Source organism: Sphingobacterium sp. 18053, assembly GCF_902706145.1.
In the GTDB taxonomy this organism is placed as follows: domain Bacteria; phylum Bacteroidota; class Bacteroidia; order Sphingobacteriales; family Sphingobacteriaceae; genus Sphingobacterium; species Sphingobacterium paramultivorum.
Window position 1 is genome coordinate 202178 of the sequence record NZ_CACSJW010000003.1, and the last position, 22216, is coordinate 224393.

General features: G+C 42.4%; 14 protein-coding genes. 1 reads left to right on the forward strand and 13 read right to left on the reverse strand.

The window, feature by feature from the left end; translation table 11 throughout:
- Positions 1-81 precede the first annotated feature (81 nt).
- Complete coding sequence (locus GVK91_RS07920; protein ID WP_153847123.1) at positions 82-963, forward strand: AraC family transcriptional regulator; 882 nt, start codon at positions 82-84, stop codon at positions 961-963.
- Here GVK91_RS07920 and GVK91_RS07925 read toward each other — a convergent pair.
- The 13 genes from GVK91_RS07925 to GVK91_RS07985 form a co-directional block, all read right to left on the reverse strand.
- Positions 950-1381: an L-rhamnose mutarotase gene (locus tag GVK91_RS07925; protein ID WP_153847124.1), complete on the reverse strand. Its 432-nt coding sequence runs from the start codon at positions 1379-1381 to the stop codon at positions 950-952. The two genes, GVK91_RS07920 and GVK91_RS07925, sit on opposite strands and share 14 nt — an antisense overlap.
- A 99-nt stretch (positions 1382-1480) precedes the next feature.
- Complete coding sequence (locus tag GVK91_RS07930) at positions 1481-3040, reverse strand: sodium/solute symporter (RefSeq protein WP_153847125.1); 1560 nt, start codon at positions 3038-3040, stop codon at positions 1481-1483.
- 22 nt (positions 3041-3062) lie between these two features.
- Positions 3063-4235 carry an enolase C-terminal domain-like protein gene (locus tag GVK91_RS07935; RefSeq protein ID WP_153847126.1) on the reverse strand — a complete coding sequence of 391 codons (1173 nt, stop codon included), beginning with the start codon at positions 4233-4235 and terminating at the stop codon, positions 3063-3065.
- Complete coding sequence (locus tag GVK91_RS07940) at positions 4232-5128, reverse strand: aldo/keto reductase (RefSeq protein WP_159727792.1); 897 nt, start codon at positions 5126-5128, stop codon at positions 4232-4234. Before GVK91_RS07940 ends, GVK91_RS07935 begins: the two co-directional genes overlap by 4 nt.
- A gap of 34 nt (positions 5129-5162) precedes the next feature.
- Positions 5163-5699 carry an RNA polymerase sigma-70 factor gene (locus GVK91_RS07945; RefSeq protein ID WP_159727794.1) on the reverse strand — a complete coding sequence of 179 codons (537 nt, stop codon included), beginning with the start codon at positions 5697-5699 and terminating at the stop codon, positions 5163-5165.
- Between the two features lie 237 nt (positions 5700-5936).
- A complete protein-coding gene (locus GVK91_RS07950) occupies positions 5937-7832 on the reverse strand; it encodes a glycoside hydrolase family 97 protein (protein ID WP_159727796.1) in 1896 nt (631 codons plus the stop codon).
- A gap of 75 nt (positions 7833-7907) precedes the next feature.
- Entirely contained in the window at positions 7908-9251 is a 1344-nt protein-coding gene (locus GVK91_RS07955; RefSeq protein WP_153847130.1) for a DNA mismatch repair protein MutS, read from the reverse strand.
- Positions 9252-9388: 137 nt separating this feature from the next.
- Positions 9389-11002 (reverse strand): glycoside hydrolase 43 family protein, encoded by a 1614-nt coding sequence (locus GVK91_RS07960; protein WP_153847131.1) that lies wholly within the window; start codon positions 11000-11002, stop codon positions 9389-9391.
- 26 nt (positions 11003-11028) lie between these two features.
- A complete protein-coding gene (locus GVK91_RS07965) occupies positions 11029-13953 on the reverse strand; it encodes a glycoside hydrolase family 2 TIM barrel-domain containing protein (RefSeq protein ID WP_159727798.1) in 2925 nt (974 codons plus the stop codon).
- A 16-nt stretch (positions 13954-13969) separates the two neighbouring features.
- Positions 13970-16489 carry a beta-galactosidase gene (locus tag GVK91_RS07970; RefSeq protein ID WP_200845559.1) on the reverse strand — a complete coding sequence of 840 codons (2520 nt, stop codon included), beginning with the start codon at positions 16487-16489 and terminating at the stop codon, positions 13970-13972.
- A 2-nt stretch (positions 16490-16491) separates the two neighbouring features.
- On the reverse strand, positions 16492-18849 hold the full coding sequence (locus GVK91_RS07975) for a glycoside hydrolase N-terminal domain-containing protein (protein WP_200845560.1): 2358 nt from the start codon (positions 18847-18849) through the stop codon (positions 16492-16494).
- A 118-nt stretch (positions 18850-18967) separates the two neighbouring features.
- Positions 18968-21265, reverse strand: coding sequence for a M60 family metallopeptidase (locus tag GVK91_RS07980; RefSeq protein WP_159727800.1), 2298 nt, complete (start codon positions 21263-21265; stop codon positions 18968-18970).
- 71 nt (positions 21266-21336) lie between these two features.
- Positions 21337-22197, reverse strand: a complete 861-nt coding sequence (locus GVK91_RS07985) for a discoidin domain-containing protein (RefSeq protein WP_159727802.1) — start codon at positions 22195-22197, stop codon at positions 21337-21339.
- Between the last annotated feature and the right edge of the window lie 19 nt (positions 22198-22216).

Genomic DNA, 22216 nt, shown 5'->3' on the forward strand with positions numbered 1-22216 from the left:
TTTCATATTTTTTTTCTTATCTTTAACTAACTTATGCAACCGGTTGCTAAAATACATTGACTTTTTAACAAATATTGTCCTATGATGCAGCATATTTATGAAAACTTTACTTTCCCGCCGGATCAATCTTTTACGGTTCGCAGTGAAGAACTGGAGATCAAAAAATACACTTCTTTAAAGTCGCATCTCAACTTTGAGATTGTCTTACTGGAAAACTGTATGGGAAAACGGTTTATAGGCGATCACATTGAGGATTTTGAAGGTGACGAACTGGTATTGTTAGGAAGCTATCTTCCGCATTGCTGGCAATATTACAATACAATCGATAAGGATAGATCGGCTAAAGCCTCCATAGTTCACTTTTATCCTGATTTTCTAGGGAAGGATCTGCTGACCAAACCAGAAGCAATTCTTCTGAATCAATTGTTTATTAATGCTGCAAAAGGAGTGCTATTTTCTGGGCCTATAGTTAGGCAGGCGAAAGATATTCTCGATGATATGTTGGTCGCCTCAGGACTGTCCCGCGCGGTATTGATGCTACAACTATTGGATAAATTAGCCTTGTCAAGCTCTTATAAGACTTTATCTTCACCATCCTTCAATATCATTGAAAATTCCACAGATGCTAATCGGATCAACCGAGTTTTCGATTACATATTTAAACATTTTAGGGAGGATATTACATTACAGGATGTCGCTTCTATTGTTCCCATGTCTTCATCTGCCTTCTGCCGGTTCTTCAAAATGCAGACCAATAGAACCTTGGTAGATTTTATCAAGGAAATCCGTATTGGGCATGCAGCCAAATTATTGATGGAAGGAAAATACAATATTACAGAAACCTGTTTCAAAAGCGGTTACAATAACATTTCCAATTTCAATAAGCATTTTAAAGACGTAAAAGGCAGTTCGCCCCGGGACTTTCTAAAGCAGTATCGGACACCTGAAGCTATTTGTGTTTAAATTCATAAAAAAGCTTCGTTTCTGCCCATTTTTGTCCTGCTACCGTTCCACTCACACCTTGTTGGTAGGTATTCATACGTGCATTCCATTCTGCACATTTTGGACTGTAAGCCTCAGCTTCTTTTCCCATTTTACCGAGATCGGCTCCTGCCGGAACCCTAACCGTCATGACAATTAATTTATCAAACCGATACAACGCAATCTGCTGATAACCTGCTTTTTTAAACCCAGCCTCAACCTCAGGCCATACCCGATCGTGATAGGCTAAGTATTCTTTTAATTTTTCTGGATTGTCTACAATACTGACCACAAATACATGCTCTTCATAATCTGGTAAATGGGAGGGTGCTTTCTCCCCTTTACACATCACAAATAGCACCGAACTACATAATATTAGCAGGCGAACAAGCAATTTCATCTTTATTTTCGTTTAATTTTTCACTAAATGAAGTATATGCTAATGAATCATCCCACGCTATGCTCAATCATTGACTGATGAAATTATTGATGGATGACCTCAATTAAAATAAATATAGATCATGATCATGACGATCGCCAATCCAGCCCAGGTCAGCCAAACTGATCGGGATTGACCAGACTCGCGACTGCGCGTTCGATCAAACAGGGTCGGTATTTCCGAATGCTCCTTGGATTTGGTCAAGAAAGACACGGCGACAATGACCACACTCAAGGCTACAAAAATATAAAAAGAAAGCATTAAAAAATGAGGCCAGTACCCTTGATAAGGATAATTCATTACATGGCAAATACCCAGTACCAAACAGATCAAACCGCCACCATATAGCACAACCTCTGCGGCCGTACTATTGATTCCGCGCCAGATGACTCCCCACAGAAAGACCACCGCCAATGGTGGAGCAAGAATCGAAACTAAACCCTGTGTGAGGTCAAAAAATCCTTTTCCCGAATAAGAGAACAACATCGCTATCGCAATACCTACCAATGCAACTAGGACAGTCACCCATTTCCCCATACGCCTTTGCTGATTACTGTCCAGTATTTTAAACTGCTGGACAACATCCAATGTAAACACTGTACAGAATGAGTTTAAACTTGAGGATACTGTATCCACTAGCGATGCAATCAATGCTGCAATACTTAATCCCAGTAGACCGTGAGGCATCAATTGTTTGATCATCGTAATATAGGCATTATCCGGTGCGGTATCTTTGAACAATACAAAGCACATGATACCGGGGAGAATAAATATAATCGGCATAATAATCTTAAGTGCCCCAATAAATAAGGCACCATATTGGCCTTCTTTTAAATCTTTCGCAGCCAGCACCTTCTGTACGATCGTCTGATCGGCGCACCAATAATATATGGCCACTACAGGGTATCCCAAAACAATACCTACCCACGAGTATTCGGGATTGGAAGCTGGCAAAAATAACTTCCAATACGACGCTGGTGTCTGACTGATCAACGTATCGAGCTGGCCGATCTTTTGAAAGCCTAAGAAGGTCAGTATAATCGACGATATAATAATAATTACAGACTGGAAAACCCCGGTACGAACCACAGCCTTCAATCCTCCAATTGCCGTAAAACTGGTTGCGATGGCACCGATTATTAAGATCGCTGTAAACAACTGACAACCAAATATCCCTGAAATAAGCAATCCTCCGGCATACAAGGCACTCCCCAGCCAAACAACCAAAATGGAAATAAGGCTATAAACGATCAGAAAATTGTATGATTTTTTACCAAAACGAATCAATAGAAACTGGGGAATTGTACTAATCTTGGCTTTCAGATAATAGGGCAAGAACACCATCGCCAACAGCATCAGAAAAATCCAAGCCAACAATTCGAAGTTGCTGGCGACTATCCCATGGGAAAAACCAATACTTGCAAATCCGATTAACATCGTGGGTCCTGCATTGGCACCAAAAATGGAAAAACCAATCTGCCACCATTTCAGAGAACGTCCACCTAGAAATATATCCTGCTGATTCTTCTCTCTCCTAGAAAAACGAAACCCTACATACAAAAGAACCAACGCGTATGCTATTAAAACTAAATAGTCAATATAATTAAATGTTAAGTTCATGATCAGGTTTGTTTTTACTGCATTACATACTCACCAGCGGATTATATCCAGGAACATCTGCTTTTAACCAGACTTGTTCTCTTATTATTTTATTTTCGTTCAAACAATACTCCCAATTGATCCGGACAGGTAGTCCTTCAGATTCGGGCAAATGAAAATGTCCTTTTTCCAAAGATGGTTTAATCAAGAAATACTTTTCTAAACCATACATCAACGCATATAAATACTCGATCATCCCACTTTCACTGGCCGTAGTCATTAAAAAGCTCGAATATAAAGAATAACCACCAGAAGAAAGTTGCAAATTGCGATTGGAACATAAATCTCGTACTTCCATCCATTCCTTTATCCCGCCGAACTGTGTCGGAACAGGCTGTAAGTGTTTTACTCCACAGTTGGCAAGCATGGGAAATATCTTCGATGTGCGCTCGGATTCACCATAAGCAACCGGAACGGCTGTGCGCTTACAAAGCTCTTCAATCTGATCATATGCCGCAGAATGTATAGGTTCCTCGAGCCAGGCCAACTCATTTTCACCAATGGCATCCAGAAATCTAAACACATCTTCACAAGACCAGATCTGATTGACATCCACAGCGATCTGCATATCTTTTCCCGATAGTTTACGTACATGTTTCACACGGTCAATATCGGCAGCTATATTTGTCCCAAAATCTTTTCCGATTTTCATCTTGTAGCAGTCCACTCCAGCATCCAAAAAGAGTGCGACTTCCTTTTCCAATTCTTGCAACGTATAATTGGTTCCGCCGCCACTTCCATAAATCTTCACGGTGTTGCGATCTCCACCAATATAGCGGTACAAAGGCAGTCCACGTCGTTTAGCAGCCAGATCATGTAAGGCCATATCGACTTGCCCTAATAGCGCCGATGCTGCACCTTTGAAGCCTTCATTTCGAATGGACCAATACAGCTTAGGAAAAAATTCTTGATAGGTCATACCTTCGCAATGGAATAATATCGGAAATAGACAGGTCTCCAAAATATTGGTATAACTATTATACACGGGTGCTTCACCTACAAATCCCTCGGCATCTTCGATACGGATGATCGATAGTCCAAAGTTCGGAAAAGGCCCCATGGTTGCGTCCTGGAAAGGAGTTATTGTTGCGACGGGTGCCAGGACCCGAATGCTGATTTTTTGGATATTAAAGGTTTCCAGATCTATACTATTCATCTATTATCATTAAACGTTTGGAGGATTTCGTTATAAATATCTATAGGCAATATGCCTTGGTTGATTGCATTGAGGGAACCATGCAGTTCGCGCTGATTAGCGGCACCTATGACCATTTTAAAGGAAGCATCAATATTCAATAAAAATCGTAAAGCCAATACATCCAGCGATAGGTTATATCGTTCCGCAATAGTCTGTATTCGTCTTGCCTGTTCAACCGTCAGCACATCCAACCACTCGGGCACTACCAGAGAAAAATCTTGAAATTTACGTCCCAATAGCCCCATATTTAGCGGGCTCGCGGCATAGTATTCCATTCTCTTCTCCTCACAGATCGGTATGGAGCTATGAAGTGCTTCTATGTTACATGCGTTTAACGTATTGTATTCCATAATCACATCGAATTGTCCTTCGATCAAGTATGGCATAAACCAGTTTGGAGGGTTCCCCCCTATTCCAATTTTTTTGGCCACCCCTTGCTCCTTAAAACACTGCATATCCGAGACTACTCGCCCCGCAATTTCAGCCGTCAAGACAGCAGCTTCATGCAGAAACAGCACATCTACCTGCGCCAGCCCCAATGTCTTTAAACTCCCCTCTACACTTCGCTGCATACCAATGGTCGTATAATCATACCGAGCTTCGGTTGCGACATAACTTTTTAATCGTCCTACTTTTGTACTAATAGCAGGTTTTGTACCTTTCCATTGCGATAAAGCCTGTCCCACAAAGTATTCCGCATCGCCGTAAGCCGGGGCCGTATCTAATGCACAGATTCCACAAGATAAAGCCTCATGTATAGCTTGAATGGACTCCTCGGGTTGTACGGCTCCCCAGACACCCCCCAAGCCAGCGGTGCCCACTATTATTTTATCTATCCCCGGATCGCGCATCTTATTTCAGTCAAAATTTATAGCATCTAAATTACTAAGAAGCAACCATATAATCTTTAAGATTAATGGTCAATACCTTGAGTACTTTTGTGATATGATACTCCACACCTTTAAGCGAAATCCCCAGTTGCTCGGCGATATCTTTACCACTGATATATTGCTGTCGACTCAGCTCGAACACGGCCCGCGTCTTTAAGGGCATTGCATCGAGTGTCTGTTGTGTTATTGTCTTAATTTCCTGGAGGAAAACCCGCTCTTCATTGATTTCGTTTAAGCTGTCTATACGAAGCTGCAATTCCCACTCATCCCAATTATCTAGAGGTTCTATCAATTGCCGATGGATCCGCTGGTGTTTCAGATAATCCAGCGCCTTATTTTTTATAACTCTCAAAAGAAAACACCTAGGAGACAACAGGGTCTCCTCTTGCATCTTTTCCCAAGTTGCCAATAATGCGTCGGCGGTAATATCTTCGGCTACCGCATCAATATGGACAAAAGATTTCGCGAATAGAAATGACCGCTGGTGATATTCTTTAAATAATTGATCAAAATGTTGTGTTATCTGCTTCATTACATAACTAAGGCCATAGGAAAAATCAAATCCAATTTATTTTTATGTAAAGTTTCAAATATGCCCGCGACACAACTAGGTCAAATTTGACCATTATCGGTGTTTTATTTGCAGGTGTTTCATTATTGTCATCTGGCTCCAACCACGATGTTAGCATTAAAAATGAGCGTAGTTAAACAAAAACAGCTGCGAATAAAGAAGTCCACAGCTGTTTTGAATTGTTAAGGTTGTAAGCTTTTACTTTATTTTATCCAGTATCAATACTGCACCCGCATCAGGTTCAAGTGTCAGATTGAATGTATTGTTTTTTAATGCAAATTCCGCTCTATCGACCGTATTTTTAGCCAGCCCATGCTCATCTTGACTCCACAACTGCGCTTTGAAACGATCAGGTGTTCCAAGAAAGGAAAGATCAATTTTGATATCCTGTTTTACCTTTGCCCCAAGCATCGCAATATACCAGCGATTACCCGAGCGACGGGCAATAATACCACATTCACCAATAGCCGATTTTAGTACTTTAGTTTCATCCCATGTGACAGGAAGGCTACGATAGAATTCTACTGCGTTTTCGGATTCATTGATCAGCGTTTCGTGCTCTCCTCCGGCTCCACCCGCCTTATGTGGCGCATCTGCCGGGCGATCGTACCAATAGATAAACTGCCATGGACTGTACAACATCACCGCTTTGGCCATTTGGGCAGCCTTTCCCCCCATTTTGGTATTTACGCGAACAGCATGATAACAGTTGGTATAATCTCCAGCGCCAGCAATAGCACGTGTAAACATCGTGATCAGACTTTGCTCAGTGCTCGGTGATTCTTCATCGCCACGGATACCTTCTTGCGTAATGAGATTGGGAAAAGTCCGCGAATACCCGGTAGGTCGGTATTCATCGTGTACGTCTACCATCAACTTATATTGGGCAGCCTTACGGATCGCCTGGTGTAACCAGGCTGTTGCCTGTTGACTACCGACGTTGACAAAACCAAATTTAAGCCCCTTGACGCCCCATTTCTGGTAGATCGGTAAGATTTGGTCCAATTGTGTCTCCAAAGCTTTTTTATTCACATAAAGTAAAATGCCTATATTTTTCTTATTTGCATAATCAATGATATCGTGTAGATCTAAGGGGCCCTTAGAACGTGCGGGATCAACATCTACACGAGACGCATCCGACGCAGTAGACTCTTCTGGACCATACCATCCCGCATCGAACTCGACATAGTCAATCTGGTTACGTGCTGCGAAGTCCACTGCAGCAATACCGCCAGCTGTCGTTAATGTCACTTCACGTAATACTTTACCTGGTTTTATCCAGGAGCCATCTGCTATCTCATCGGGCTTATTTAAATTGAGGATGAAATAGTTATTCTCCACCAATTCTCCCGCTGTCTTTCCAACCATCACGTAGCGCCACGGACTTTCATAGGTTGCTTTATCAAGCGCTACGGGTCCAGACAATGCAGATTGAACGATATAACTTTTCGCGTCAGTCTTATAAGTAAACTTCATGCGTGCAAAATCAACCAAAGCAGCCTCACCTATCGCCATAAATAATTGCGGCGCCGGATTAACCACCAAAGGTCTTTCAAATTCTCCCTTCAGCTGGCTCAATGTAGTTTTTATATAAGCACTTTGTGCTGCTCCCGCAATCCAGGTTGTAGCATCGCTATCAAACTGGAAAGCCGTAGATTCGGATTTAATGGTTGATCCAAAAAAGTCATTTTTGTCAAATCCATATTTTAATGCGATTCCTTCATCATAAAGCCTTAAATAGAGACGCATTTTTTTATGGTTTCCGCTAGACTGTAATTGTAACTCCAGCTGATTATAGTTGTCTTTGATAGTGTTACGTTCACCAAAAAGAGGCTTCCATGTCTGACGCACGACCTTTCTGTCGCTCTTTATCAGCTGCCAGTTACCTTGAACGATATTTTCGGTCCAGTCAAAATCTAAGATCTTGATGTCCGTCAACGTTTGGGAGGCTGAAGATAAATGTATCGTATTGTTACCCGAAGCGACATCAACCTCGGCCGATAGAACCTTATTTGGACTTTCCAATTGCAATTTCTGACCTTGCACTGCTGTAACACAAGATATAACGAGGATTGTTAAAATAAATCTAAACATAAATTTAGCACTGAATAAATTGACACAGGTTTTTCATAATAAAAAACGACTTAATATTAAGACGTATTAAACCTATCATACCCTAGTGTATCTTGGGAATAAAATCTCAAATACCCGTTCTTTGCGCAATAACCACATGCCTAACTTTTCTTCGGCAACGCCATCCAAAAGTCGGTATGTAAATATAATTCCCTCCTGTTCATCCAACTGGACCCCCAAATATTTCAGCGCAATACCATCTTTATGCAGTATGGGGCAAATTTCTGTAATATGTGAAGACAATAAGAATACACTGCTCTTGTATCCTTTCAAACAGTTAACTAACTCCAGGGTTGCTTCACTCGCGTCACTGTGGTTTGTCCCCTTAAATAACTCATCCATCAGCACAAACATTTGCTTACCGGATGCTAATAACTCCGCCAAATGTTTAACCCGTAATACCTCATTAAAAAAGTGACTTGCACCTGCATTTATATTATCACCTAAATTTATCGTCGCCGATATTCCATCAAAAAGTACAGTCTTCATCGCATCCGCTGGAACCGGAAAACCAAGATGTGCTAGATATACACAGCTTCCAATTGTCTTCAACAAGGTAGATTTGCCCGTCATATTTGCTCCCGTCAGATACCAGAGGTTATTTTCTTTTTTAATATCGACATCATTTTTAATGGCATCTTCAATAAATAAATTATAAGCTCCACGTATGGTGATTATATCTGATCCGGTTATTTGTTCGTCAATCTGAGGAAAAACAAGCTCTTTCCCTTTGCTGCATTTTGCCACACTGGACAAGGCGTCCAAGTGATATACAAGATTGAAGATTTCACGAATTGCATTTCGTTTTATGTTTCTGAAAATATAATCGTATTTAATCATTAGCTCCGTTGAAAATTTGTTTTTCAATAGCTGTGTAAACTCGTCCCGATCTATACCTTCGAAAACACGTTCAACATGATTACCATATTCTTTGAGCACATTTAATGTATAATCCGCTAATTTTGCAGATTCTAGAAAAATAGCAAGACCATCCGTGATCTTTGCTATTTCGTGAATAGATCGCTTAATAAGTATCTCACGTTTTTTAAAATCCAAGGAGAGAAAATTAGTTGATACCATTTCCAGATAATAGGTCGATCGAGAAGCAGAATAGGGTTCTTGCGGCAGAGACAAATATTGCTCAAGATCCTGCATCATATACTTATCCAATAGATCTGAAATTTCCAAGCCCTGCATGAAACAAATCAAATGCTGTCTATTTTCTATCTCCCATTTGGAGGAGAGGGGTTCAAGAAAATAACTATACAACATATCGCGTCCACCTTGTGTAACTGTACAATCGAAAAAATCAATCATATCCCTGTACCTGTTGTTGGTAACATTTAAATCCGTTAAGGTCTGCTTATCAATGATCAACATAATTTATTTATTGTGGCTCTTTCCTTAAACTTACTTAAAGTCATCGTAATTAGCAATACTGTAAAGAAAAAGAGCCCAGTATCGCTGAATAATACTAGGCTCTCTTAACTAACATTTATTATACCGTAGGCATCGTTTTACTTATTGGTAAACCTAAACCAGTTAAAGTCAGCATAACCGTCTACCCCTTCCGATGTTTTGCTATAATTAAACAATGCAAAACGGTTTGCTGTCCAAGGTAAGCCTAGTTGCATCGTTAAATCATTTCCAATGACATAAAAGTTTTCACCATCAGTACTATAATAAAATTTCGCAATGCCACCCCTATCAGTAATGCGTGCCCGCACCCATAGTTTATCACCAGCTAAATTCTCTTTGATTTCAATAATCTTGTCATCATTGCTCATGATGATTCTTCGCTTGCCTTCTATCTGTTCTACCGCAACGAAAGCATACGGAAATTCAAAGATGCCGAAGCCAGCCACGTTGCCATTTTTTAATCCCGTCAGATCGATTTCAACAGTACCTTCTGAACTTGGTCCCTGCACCCGCTGTGTTAAGGTATTACGGGCCGTCTTTAAAGAATCCGCACGGGATGCATGCAAGCGCATATATCCCTTACGTTCTTGAAGTGACCATTTGCTATTGTCCGGGTTATGATTCCATTGCCATTGCAGTCCCAGCTTTGTCCCATTGAACTCATCAGTCGTAGCCGGAGTTTTTATCGGGTAAGTTTTTCCGACATTGGGTTTCTTGTAAGTAATCACGTCCTTGTTACCGGTTCCCAGCATAGGCCATCCATCCTCCCATTTTACAGGTAAAAGATGAGGGACCCGACCTATGGCACCACGATCCTGCATAATAATAAACCACCAGTCCCCGTTTTTCAGCTGTACCATACCGCCCTGATGTAAACCGTTGTCAGGATAAGAACTGTTATCATTCAGAATCAATTTATGCTCATAAGGTCCATAGATATTATCGGAGCGCAAGCAGATCTGCCAGCCTTGTGTTCCACCTGCCGGACAAGTGATATAGTACTTGCCATTGATCTTGTACATATGCGCTCCTTCCATTCCAAAATGACCACCAAGTTCGTTCGCATTCTTGAAGCTGCCTTGCCAAATTTTGACTTTATCACTTTTGACAGATTTAACATCCGCATTCAGCTCTGTTAGGTATAATGTACCTTGACCATGTACCACATAGACTTTACCATTATCATCAAAGAACAATCCCGGGTCATAGAGGTATTCAGGAAAGATTGTCCGCTTCCAGGGACCTTCAGGTTTATCGGCCTCGCAGATGGAAAAATTACCTTTTTCCCGCCCCCAACCATATGGCGTACAGAATCCAGCATAGAATTTTCCATTATGATGTTTCAATGTTGCCGCCCATGAACCATTCAAATACAATGTACCGCCTTCCATATTGTAGCGCGGATCTTCATCATAATGATCCACAGCATAGCCTACCATTTCCCAGTTCACCAAATCCTTCGACTTCACTATCGGAGCTCCGGGTACATAATGCATACTCGTCGAGATCATGTAAAAATCGTCCCCTACACGGATCACATCAGGATCGGGCCAATCGCCCCAAAACAACGGATTGGTGAATGTACCATTACCATTGTCAGGACTCCAAACCTGCTGTGCCGACACTTGTCCAAAAAGTGATAGTGTCAAAGCCAAAGCAAGCCCCAGCTTCGTGGATGACCTACCATAGCGTTTCGTTATAATCGTATTCATATTTATTTTTAATTCCGTGTTATTAATTATTGAAATAGGGTCACTTCAGCCAATCCTGCCCGTCCTTCCGAAACCTCCAAAATACTAACCCTTATAAATTTCAGCACCTTCTCCAATTTGACCGGTTTAAAATCCCATCCTGTACATTCTTTTTCATACAACTCTTCCCATGTCGTTCCATCTAACGACCCTTCTACTTTATAGCGATATTTCGAGCTATCTTTCTGTAAACGTACACGCGTGCCGACTACCTTGGTTGTTTGGTCCAATTCAAAGGTGACAACTTGCGGGAACTTATCCTGATCCGCAATCCACCACGAATAGTCGTCTCCATCGGTCACCTGAGTGACCGGAAAATCAGGATGTGATGACGTTGCTGTCACCTTTTTGAATTTTACTTTTGGTCGGGCCAACAGCTCTTTATCCCATTTCGTGGGTTTAATAACTGAATGATCTTCTTCATTTCCGCGAAAGACAACGTGGTCACCATCAGGAATTTCGCTGGATGTAGGTCGGATCGATCTGACATCTTTGCTTCCGCTTTCCAAGCCTGCGGCTGATGCGCTAATATGAATGGTCCCACTTTTTTTGCTGGTACGCACAAAAGCAAATCCAATACCGCCTTCAACGACCTGTGGATTCACTGCGATACGCGCTGAACCATCCCCTATTAAATGTCCTTCACCTGCAACCTGAATACGGATCGCTGTCGATGCATCATGCAGCAGATTGCCCTGTTTGTCACATATTTTAAAATACACCGGAATCATATCGGATCCATCCGCAACTGGCTGGATGCCATATTCCGGTATCAGGACTTCAATATGATGAGCTGCACCAGCTGTATGCACGGCATGTTGTGCAACCACTTTCCCTTTTACATAGGCTAATGCCTTCAGTTCACCGGCTTCATATCCACCCGCATCGAAAACAAAACTCGGACTTCCACCCTTTTCTACGATGTAAGGGTAGACTTTTGCCCGTTCTTCACGGGATTGCCGTCCGATAAATTTTCCATTCCGATAGAGTTCGACAGCTTCACAATTTGAGTAAATCGTGATCTCTGTACTTGATGTTTTCAGTTTTTCTGGCGAATTATAAGAGGCTATAAATACCATCGGCCCTTTAGAAATTCCCTCTTGATCCAGCTGATAGGGACGCATACTTTGCATCATGTAATAAGCAAATTTAGGATATCGGTTTACATCAACTACCCCAGAATACATAGTCTCTTCCTCGGCACCACGGGTATAATCATTATAACTCCACATAAAGTGTCCGCCCATACGTGGATTGGCATCCAACATACACCAATCGAAATAGCCATTTCCATTCAGTTGATGTAATCGGCTACGTCCCTGCCGCATTTGCTCATATTCGTTTTCTGTCAGGCTTACCCTTGGCTTTTCCCCTACTCCATCGCCCCATTCCCGGGTCAACAAAGGTTTAACTGCTATTTGATCTTCAAGATAATTGCTCATCACATTACCATCTTTGGGGTATTTGGACACCTGTTTGTAGAAAACATCATAATAAGGTTCTGTTTCCTCATGACTAAAGTAATCTCCGGCAGTATAAAACTGATCCCCGGGATATTCGGCATGTGCGGCTTCAGCAATACGCTTGACCACCGACAGGGGGTAACTGGTTTCATTTAATGCGGTCTCCCATAGGACTACAGAAGGTCGATTTCGATCACGACGGATCATACTGCGCGTGATAGATTCCAAACGATCTGTAAACTCTGCTGCCTTATTAAAATACTGCCATCCGGGTACACACTCAACAACCAAGAGGCCGTGGCGGTCACAAGCTTCCAAAAATGCAGGGTCGTGTGGATAATGTGCTGCCCGAACGGCATTATATCCACCACGCTTCATATCGATTACTTCCCGTTCCTGTACGGAATTAGATGCGGCATCACCGACATAGGGATAACCTTGATGTCGATTGGCACCGACCATATAAAGATGTTCGCCATTAATAAAGAATCCTCCATCTTTGGTATACCGAATCTGACGGATACCGATTTGATCTGTACGGCAATCCACTTCGACACCATCGGCAAGATACACCCGATTTTCCAAGTGATAGCAGATAGGATGATAGGGATGCCACAGTTGAGGATTTTTGACTTCTATCTGTTGGTCTATCCGGCGACGTTCTTGCGGTTTCAACTCAAATGATAGTCGCTGCTGACCCACAACTTTTCCGTTAGTATCTTTCAGTACGGTCAAGAGATACCCCTTCTTGGCCGCTTTATCGTCATTTTTCAACTCAGTATTTACAGCGACAGTGGCCCTACTCTTATCCACCTCGGGATAATGTACGAATACACCCGAATTTTGGGTTGCATCTGGTTCCAATTCATCGGTAATGCGCAAGGGATTGGAAACAATCAATTTGGCGTCCCGATAAATTCCGCTATAATAATAGAAATCAAGTCTATCTTGTGGCTTACCCGGAGGTGTCATTGGATCGTACTCAGCCGACACGCGAACTGCAATCACGTTATTTGTCTGATCAAAATGAAGCTGATCTGTGATATCCAACGTGAAGCCAACATATCCACCACGGTGCTTACCAACGCTTTTACCATTGACAAATACCTCACAGCTGTTCATCACCCCTTCAAACTGCACAAAGACCTTCTTACCACGATACTGATCCGATAGTTTGAAATAGCGCCGATACCAGCCTATCCCATCGTAGATAGCATCACCACCATTGTGTTTCTTTTCGAGTTGCATTACATGCGGCAACACGGCAGGGATCCATTTGGAGTCATCTAAACCTGTAGCTTCTCCCCTTTTAAGATCACCACGATAAAAGGCCCAATTCGTGTTCAGTTGATATTCGATACGGCTTGCGGGCTTTTTCCCGAAACTCTGAAAAAAAAGTCCCAGCAACAGAAAAAGCGCGACAGTTAATTTTTTTATAAGTTTATTCATTCCTCATAAGTATTGATTATTTACTTTTTCTTACCTCAGCAGTATTAGGATAAGGTACGATCTCCAATGCGTGTAAAAGTGCTCCGTTTTCTGTCTGTCTCAGCCCAAAAGTGAGTACATTTTTCTTCGCACCAAAATTCAGCCAACATTCCGGAAGAAAAAATTCACGTTGAGGTCCTGCCTCCCAATGACGTCCGATATTGTGTCCATTGAGCCACATATAACCGTTGCCCGAAGCATTGACCTTAGCCATCCAGGGCACCCATAGGTCTTTCGGGAGTTTGTCCAGATTAAATTCAACACGATACCAGGTAACAAGACCGTCCTGTTTGCCCTTGGGCTGTACTTGATTACCTTTACGTGGGATTTCATTGTTTGTTTCCAGAGAAACTGTCGACCAGCTTGTATCATCAAAATTGGGTAAGTTCCAGCCTTGCTGTACACCGGCAAGATCTGTCGAAAACTCCCATTCTAAAGGATGCGTAAGCGCTGTTTCACTTAGCGAAAGTCCCGCTTGATGAATACCAGCCAGCTCCTCCATCGGTACATAACCATGTGCGTGGCCCAAGTTTTCATAAGCCACAACAATCTCGTTTTCTCCAGCTTTCAATAGGCCGGCCACATCAAAGCGGTTGTCGTATTCGTCCGCGCGAATACGCTCAAAGGCATTGCGCGTTGTCCAGCTTTGCGCATCAGCACGGTCTGGGAAAAGTCGCTTGGCAGGCTTCCCATTAACGAGTACCGACACAATATCCCGTGTATACATATTGAACAGTAAATAATGCTCACGTTCAGCTTGTTTTGCCGTAAGGATCACATGGCTTCGATAACTGCTGTATCTAAAATCGTTGATGTCCATATCAGAAAGACTGACCAACTGTGGCATCGTGTTCCAATCGGCCTGCCCTATAGCGTCCTCAGCCTTACGGGCTGTATTGACACGGACTCCCGCAGGTACTTTGGAAGGTCGTTCAATAGCATCAGCCTTCTTGGGCCACCAATCCCCCCTATGCACTGGCTGCCCTTTTGCCACAACCAATATTTTTGATTCCAAACCCGCAAGATCATAATCTACTTCAATTTTCTCCATTTGCTGAACCTGATTGACCAGCTGATCATCGGTTTTGATCAGTACTTTCTCGCCATTTTGATTGACATTATAGATCGGATCTTTAACAAGATTGACACTGTTTGGCAATAGCGTTACTTTTCCCTTGATTGCTTGTTTAGGGTCCGTATTGTGGAGGAATATAAACTTTGTACCATCACTGGCTACTCTCACTCCTCCAAATAATGATTTTGGAGCGCCTCGCAGTTCACAGGGTCCTCCTTCCGTGCGGACCAGTTTGGATTCAAACTGTTGAATGAATGTACCTATTTCTTTAGCAGCAAGGTATTTCGGTCCAATGGCGCCATTTTCATGGATGGCAGCATTATAGTCATAACTTGTTGTCATACCCCGCGCTCCCCAGCCGTCAAAATGTGTACCGCCAAAGAACATATAGTAATTGATACCCGTTCCGCCCCCAAGCATAGTCATTAAACCGATAGCCTTAAAATGTCGGTCGTCGGAATAATGCTCTTCACTTAATCTTCCTGTAACCAGCGAAAACCATCCACCTTGCAACTCGGTTACAAAACCAGGAGCATCAGGTTGCTTTTTGCGCAGATCCATCATGCGATAAGCGCAGCTTGGCGCGTCCGACGGCCCGCTTACATAGTAATTATCACAATCGAAAACCTGCGATAATTCAGCGTCTTTGCTCCCCCTTGTTTCATTGGTCAAGCAGGTGAACACCGGAATATCCATTCCACTTTTCTTTACCGATTCATTGAGGGCCTTCAGCACTTTATCTTTTCCGGGACTCCAATGCGCATCGTATTCATTTTCAATCTGGATCATGATAATCCCTTTTTTACCCTTTTCCTTACGTGTGATCTGCTCAGGCACCAATTCTTTGCACACTGCGTTAAACCAATGCTGGGACCAGGCAATATGCTGTTCATCATTACCACGCAACCAAAAACCTTCCAGATTGTCAGGGCGGTATTTTGCTAGCCATCTTGGGTAACCACCACCAGAAAATTCAGCACAAATAAAAGGGCCGGGACGAACAATAGTATAAAAACCAAACTCTTCCTGCGCCATCTTTAACCACCTTTTGAGGTCGGAAAAATCAAATTTGGATTGGTCCTCCATGTCTCTTGGAATATGACGTTCATGCCAATTCCAGGGCACATAGGTTTCTACCGTATTAAATCCCGCTTCCTTTATTTTTTGAAAACGATCACGCCACAATTCCTCTGGACATCGAAAATAATGGAAAGCCGCGCTATAGATATAAACGTCCTTTCCCTCAATGGTCATACAGGATCCATCGTAACGGATCCGCTCTGGATGGGCAAATTTTTTGACGGGGCGTACCTGGTCACCATTTTGTCCAAATGCCATCGAAGCATAAAAAATAATCGAGCAGAAAGTCAAACGCAACATCAATAGGAGCGCGTCCTTTCTACTAAAAGTTAACTTGAACATATTCATATTTGATTTAATACTAAGGGCTTGTTACGGCTTATTTTTACTTTTTTGACCTGATTCTTATACTGAAGCGTAATTGTGACATCCTGATCAGCCGCTAATGTGACTGAGGTCAACGCCCCTTTACTCCACTTCAGATCAACGGTTAATCCCTGTCGGGCACGCAAACCTTTAATTTCACCATCGGACCAAAATGACGGCAATGCAGGCAATATATGTACCTCTTTATTATGGCTTTGGATTAGCATCTCGGCAATTCCGGCAGTACCGCCAAAGTTTCCGTCAATCTGAAAAGGTGGATGTGTATTGAATAGGTTGTTTAATGTTGTCTTGGCGAGCAATGCCTGTACATTTTTACCCGCTTCTTCGCCGTCGAGCAGTCGCGCATAAAAGTTAATCATCCAGGCCCTGCTCCATCCTGTATAGGAGCCATTGCGGTTGCTTTCGTTTTCATTATAGAACCGACGACGGGCAATCGTTTTTCGCGCGGCTTCAAACAGCTCCTTCTTATCTGAAGTAATCGACTTCCCCGGATAAAGCCCAAAAAGATGCGAGATATGACGGTGGCCCGGCTCGACCTCTTCGTAATCTTCAATCCACTCCTGGATTGTCTGATACCGCGGGCTGATTCGGATAGGAGGCAATTTAGCTAACACATGTTTCAATTTTTTAGTAAAATCAGTCGCCTCTCCAACCATTGAACCTGCTGTTAGGCAAGCCTCAAATAACTCACGAATAATCTCGATATCCATGGTAGCACCATATGTCAATTGAAATTCTTTTCCATCGGCCATACGATACCTATTCTCAGGAGAATTGGATGGCGCAGTAACAAGGTAGCCCTTATGATCTTCCACGAGATAACCCAAAATAAATTCAGCAGCTTCCCGCATGGAGGGATAAGCCTCCTGTTTCAGGTAACTCTTATCGTTGGTAAATAAATAATGATCCCATTGATGGAGTACCAGCCATGCTGCGGCAATAGGAAATGTTCCCCAGCCGACGCCATCTGCAATTGCTGTACGTCCAAATGGGTCCGTCAGGTGATTCATTGTCCAACCCGAGGAATTGTAGGTTTTGCGGGCTGTCACCCGCCCCGGTTCACGCAAAGCTGTTATCAGATTTGAGAAGGGGACAACAGTCTCCGAGAGGTTACAGACTTCGGCCGGCCAATAGTTCATTTGGATGTTGATATTCGTATGAAAATCGGAACTCCAGGCGGCATTCATGTCCTTATTCCATATCCCTTGCAAATTGGCCGGGAGCACACCTGGGCTACGCGAAGAACCCATCAGCAGATAGCGTCCATACTGAAAATAAAGACTGATCAAAGAAAGGTCCTGACCGCCTTCTTTTACTTTTTTCAAACGTTGGTCCGTCGGTAAATCCAAAGGCTGTCCAATATTGAAGACCACACGGTCAAAAAGTTGACGGTGATCGGCAACATGTCTGGAAAGAATCTGTTCATAGCTCTGTTTCTGAGCCTGATCCAATAGTGCCCGACAACGAGCCAAAGGATCAATGCGGTGATCAAAGTCCAATTTTGACACATCATAATCTGTGGCCGCCGTAAAATAAAAAAGGACTTCATCCGCATCCTTGACAAAAAAAGAATTTGCATTGGTTATCATGCTTCCGCCTTTGTGACTCCCCTGAACGAGTCCTGCAAATTTCATATGTGCACCTATCTCACCACCATCTGCCATCGGTAGATCCACCACCTGTCCCTGAATTTTCAGCTCATGGTCAGATAAGGGTGTCGCAACCGCATCCTGTTCACGTGAATAGGAAAACCGGAAGGTTAGCTTTCCAGGCTTGTCCGCCGATAGACGAATCACAATCATATTATCGGGTGCTGAGGCAAATACTTCCCTGGTATATTTTACCCCATCGATACGATAGCTCGTTGTTGCTAATCCGGTCTGTAAATCAAGGTCGCGACGATAGTTCGTAACCTGTTCCCGCCAAAAGCCTTCAGTTCCAAAATCAACACGAAAATTCCCGAATGATTGATAGGATCGTATACGCAGGGGACTGCTCTTGAGCTCCTTTTCAGACAGCGCAGCAGCTTTTTCGATCTCTCCGGCGACAAGTAAACGTTGAATTTCTGGAATTTTGGCTGCAGCATCTGCATTGGCATCCACTTTGGAACCACCCCATAGGCTCTCTTCATTGACCTGGATATTTTCCCTATTCCAGTCTCCATAAATCATAGCACCCAAACGTCCATTGCCCACAGGAAGGGCATCCTCCCAAACCTTAGCCGGTTCTTGATACCATAAAACGTGATCCTGATGCTGTGCTTTTAGCTGCATGCCAGAAAGCATCCATATGCAGCCCCATAAATATACTTTCATTTACAATCTATTCAATGAGCTTATAATGCCCGTTTTATACGTTATTTGTCTGTTTAAACTTCCCACTAGAACAACAAGTCTAGTGAGAAAATTCGTTTTTATTGCAGCTATTTAAGTCTTAGCGTTGTCCATACACCAATGTACGTTGTCCGTCCCATGCTACTGCTTCAATGCGCGTTGCACCAGTAGGATAGTGCACCAAAGTCGTACTTCGGTCTTCAGAATCTGTCCCCACCATAGCAACTTTGATCAGTTCTGGCCCTTGATAGGTTTCAAAAACCGTTACATTCTTCCATACGTTATGGCTAATTTTCCCAGTCCCTTTCACCGGGTCGACCGAAACGCCCTGATTATAGCTACCAGCTACAGGCAAACGTTTTTGAAAAGCATCCAAGCTATTGGCAGTCATATAATAAATAATGGGACTTGCCGGTTTCTTATAGCGCTTTGCATATTGTTTCAATTGATCACAGTCCGCTTGCGAGATGGTTAATTGTGCTCGAGCATAGTCATCCATATCCTTATCGATCGGTTTTAACATCCCAACCTTCACAAAAAAGTCACTGAGGTCCTCTTTAACGATATTGCAGACATTCTTCATAAAATTAAGCTGCAATTGCCCATCACTCATCCCGGATTCATTTGTATTTCGAACAATTTCAGCGATATCAGCATACCAGTCGGGCTTACGCCAAGGTGTACCTTCTGCCACACGGTAGTAGAGCAACAATTGCCAGAGTGGGCAAAGTTTCACAAAATGATCGCCGCCGTTTTCATATCCTTCCATCTTATCCTGGCCACGCTGACAAAGCCATTGTTCCCCTTTAACAACACCATAATTCAAAAAGGAATTAAAACGACCTCCCAATACATTATTATTATCACCATCATTAACGCGTTCATGCTCCAGAGGCATGTTATTCGGTGTAAAATGATAGCGTACCAAAGCAGAATAAATATTGTTGGTAACCTCTGTGGTGCTTACCCATTTCAATCCTGGCCGTATTTGATTAACGTGCCCCAGCTCATGTGCAATGGCCCAGGATCCACCTGTTTTTGCCTTCTCAGGATTTGCTAATTCATTCATAAAATCACGGGCAAATCCAGCGCCCCAACCGTCTGCAAACAACCCCGATTCAACAGTTCTCGCAAACATGTGGTTTTTAGGAATTCTATTGTACTTGGTCAGTCCCATAATATCATATTCCATTTTGGTTATTTCGTCATAGACATTGATCAGTTCAAGTCCATCCGTACAATACTGTTTTAGTTCAGCCGTTGTATACGCCAAATTAATGTAATTTCCTTTGATATCGAAAAATCCTGAAATTGATGCATTTAGCAACCTATTCCAATCTACAGCAGTATGCTTTGTTTTATCAAAATAACCATTCACCTTCGCACTTGGAATATGAATTTTAACGGATTGAACACTTTTATAGTTATCTGTAAAAAAATTGATATACCCCAATCCGCTGTTGGTTAGTTTAATCTTATTCAATCCGCTTTGTAAAGGATAATACCCGTCTCTATCGCCATTAAAATCATGTACACGAAGAGAGATAGGTTCACCTTTCGTATCATCGACCAGGATCACAGCATCCGATCCTGAGGAAAAGTAAATTCCTGTTGGATTTTCAAATGGATTGTAACCACTGGTTTTCAATGCCCGCGCTGTCGTTTCAATGGTCGGATAAGCCTGATATTCCTGAACACGAAATTCCCTTGGATACTTATCATGCAGCATGCTCTGCGCTATGGTTCTAAAGAAAGGATTCTGCATCGAATTAACCTGCTCGGCTGTTACACCATTCTTTAATTCAGTACAGATTTTGTCAGCAAAAATATTGGCAAGTTCTTGCAGATCCTCACCTTTTCTATAGAATTCCATTTCGGAGCAGCTGACAAAATTATTTTTGCCAGACTTAACCACAAACTTAAATGCGACAACATCTTTCAGTTGTTTCTTAAATACGATTGTAGAAAGCTTATTTTCCTCTTTAAAATCATACTCGGCTATTTTTTGATACACGGTGCTACCATTTGGAAGATACCAGAGTTCAAACTGGCCAAACAGACCGTTATCCCCGCTGGGTCTGGGTTTGTAGACCAAATAATCTACATTTTGTGCCTCAGCGAATTGGTAAGTTAAGTGCACAGGAAATTTTGTATTATTCCATGGCGAATGGTAGATCGTTGACTGATCGCCATCAAACGAGTTCTCTATACCCTCTCCAGGTTGTCCTGCAGATGCTGTCCCTTTAACCACCTTTAACTGTGTATCGCCCGCAATACCATCTGGATTTCCAGGATCGTAATTTGATGGAACAAGGTCTTCCGTTAACGATAATTTACTCTTGCACTGCAACATAACAGTAGACAATAATAAAAGTAAGAGTACTATCTTTTTGTTCATACTATCCAAAATTTAAAGTTTACAGTTATCATTGGGCACTCTAATCTTAACTAAAGTGCCCAACTATAAATTTACTTGCTTTCGGGGTCCTCTATTACAAACCATGCTTTATACAGCTCGATTTCAGCCATATTAAACCAAGTATTACCACCTCTACCACGAACTGCATTATAGCGGATTTTGGTAAAGGTCTTACCCTCCTTGGAAAAGATAGGCGATTCAAATTTGGCCCCACTTGCACTTGGCAATTTATCGGGAAGGACGCGTCCAAGCTCAACCCATTCTTTTCCATCATTGCTTCCGGTTATGGATACCTCGTCCGCATTTCCCCCACTTCCCCCATTACGATTCCAGGAAATATACTTGACCCCTTCAACGGGTTCCTTGATATTAAATTGAATCCATTGCGGGAAAGGAATGTCCTCATGCCAATTGGTATGATAGAATGTTTTGAGGTTTCCATCAATAAGATTCGCCAATTTCCCCTCTTCCGGATCAGAAGCATTGGCCGAAAGATCACCGACTTCAAGCTCAATTTTTTCGGAATATTCTGTTACAACTGGAGGTTTTCGCAATGCCGTGCAACTGACTTGAAGTTCACTTGAGTTAATCATACCTCCGTCGGCCACAGTATTTAATGCAAAAGCATATTCACCATCTTTTGCCAATAGGTTTTCAATAAGTAGGGAGTCTGCGAAATGGCTTACATTTGTTTTTATTAGTTTCCCTGTTTTTGGTGATTTATAGCTAATGGTTACGTATAGAAAATTTCCATCCTGAGGATTTTCCCAGCGCAACATGATACTGCCAACTCGAGCTTCTGCCTTAAGGTTTTTTGCATCCGAAGGAAGAGCTACCTCTCTTTTTTTACTACAAGAAGCCAATGTTAACAGCATCAATACTGATAATGTTATCGTATGTATCGTTTTCATTTGTTGATCGTTATTTATT

What these genes read in the sequence shown, in the direction of transcription:
- GVK91_RS07920 (WP_153847123.1), top strand. Translation starts at nt 82, where the DNA reads ATGATGCAGCATATTTATGAAAACTTTACTTTCCCGCCGGATCAATCT.
- GVK91_RS07925 (WP_153847124.1), bottom strand. Translation starts at nt 1,381, where the DNA reads ATGAAATTGCTTGTTCGCCTGCTAATATTATGTAGTTCGGTGCTATTT.
- GVK91_RS07930 (WP_153847125.1), bottom strand. Translation starts at nt 3,040, where the DNA reads ATGAACTTAACATTTAATTATATTGACTATTTAGTTTTAATAGCATAC.
- GVK91_RS07935 (WP_153847126.1), bottom strand. Translation starts at nt 4,235, where the DNA reads ATGAATAGTATAGATCTGGAAACCTTTAATATCCAAAAAATCAGCATT.
- GVK91_RS07940 (WP_159727792.1), bottom strand. Translation starts at nt 5,128, where the DNA reads ATGCGCGATCCGGGGATAGATAAAATAATAGTGGGCACCGCTGGCTTG.
- GVK91_RS07945 (WP_159727794.1), bottom strand. Translation starts at nt 5,699, where the DNA reads ATGAAGCAGATAACACAACATTTTGATCAATTATTTAAAGAATATCAC.
- GVK91_RS07950 (WP_159727796.1), bottom strand. Translation starts at nt 7,832, where the DNA reads ATGTTTAGATTTATTTTAACAATCCTCGTTATATCTTGTGTTACAGCA.
- GVK91_RS07955 (WP_153847130.1), bottom strand. Translation starts at nt 9,251, where the DNA reads ATGTTGATCATTGATAAGCAGACCTTAACGGATTTAAATGTTACCAAC.
- GVK91_RS07960 (WP_153847131.1), bottom strand. Translation starts at nt 11,002, where the DNA reads ATGAATACGATTATAACGAAACGCTATGGTAGGTCATCCACGAAGCTG.
- GVK91_RS07965 (WP_159727798.1), bottom strand. Translation starts at nt 13,953, where the DNA reads ATGAATAAACTTATAAAAAAATTAACTGTCGCGCTTTTTCTGTTGCTG.
- GVK91_RS07970 (WP_200845559.1), bottom strand. Translation starts at nt 16,489, where the DNA reads ATGTTCAAGTTAACTTTTAGTAGAAAGGACGCGCTCCTATTGATGTTG.
- GVK91_RS07975 (WP_200845560.1), bottom strand. Translation starts at nt 18,849, where the DNA reads ATGAAAGTATATTTATGGGGCTGCATATGGATGCTTTCTGGCATGCAG.
- GVK91_RS07980 (WP_159727800.1), bottom strand. Translation starts at nt 21,265, where the DNA reads ATGAACAAAAAGATAGTACTCTTACTTTTATTATTGTCTACTGTTATG.
- GVK91_RS07985 (WP_159727802.1), bottom strand. Translation starts at nt 22,197, where the DNA reads ATGAAAACGATACATACGATAACATTATCAGTATTGATGCTGTTAACA.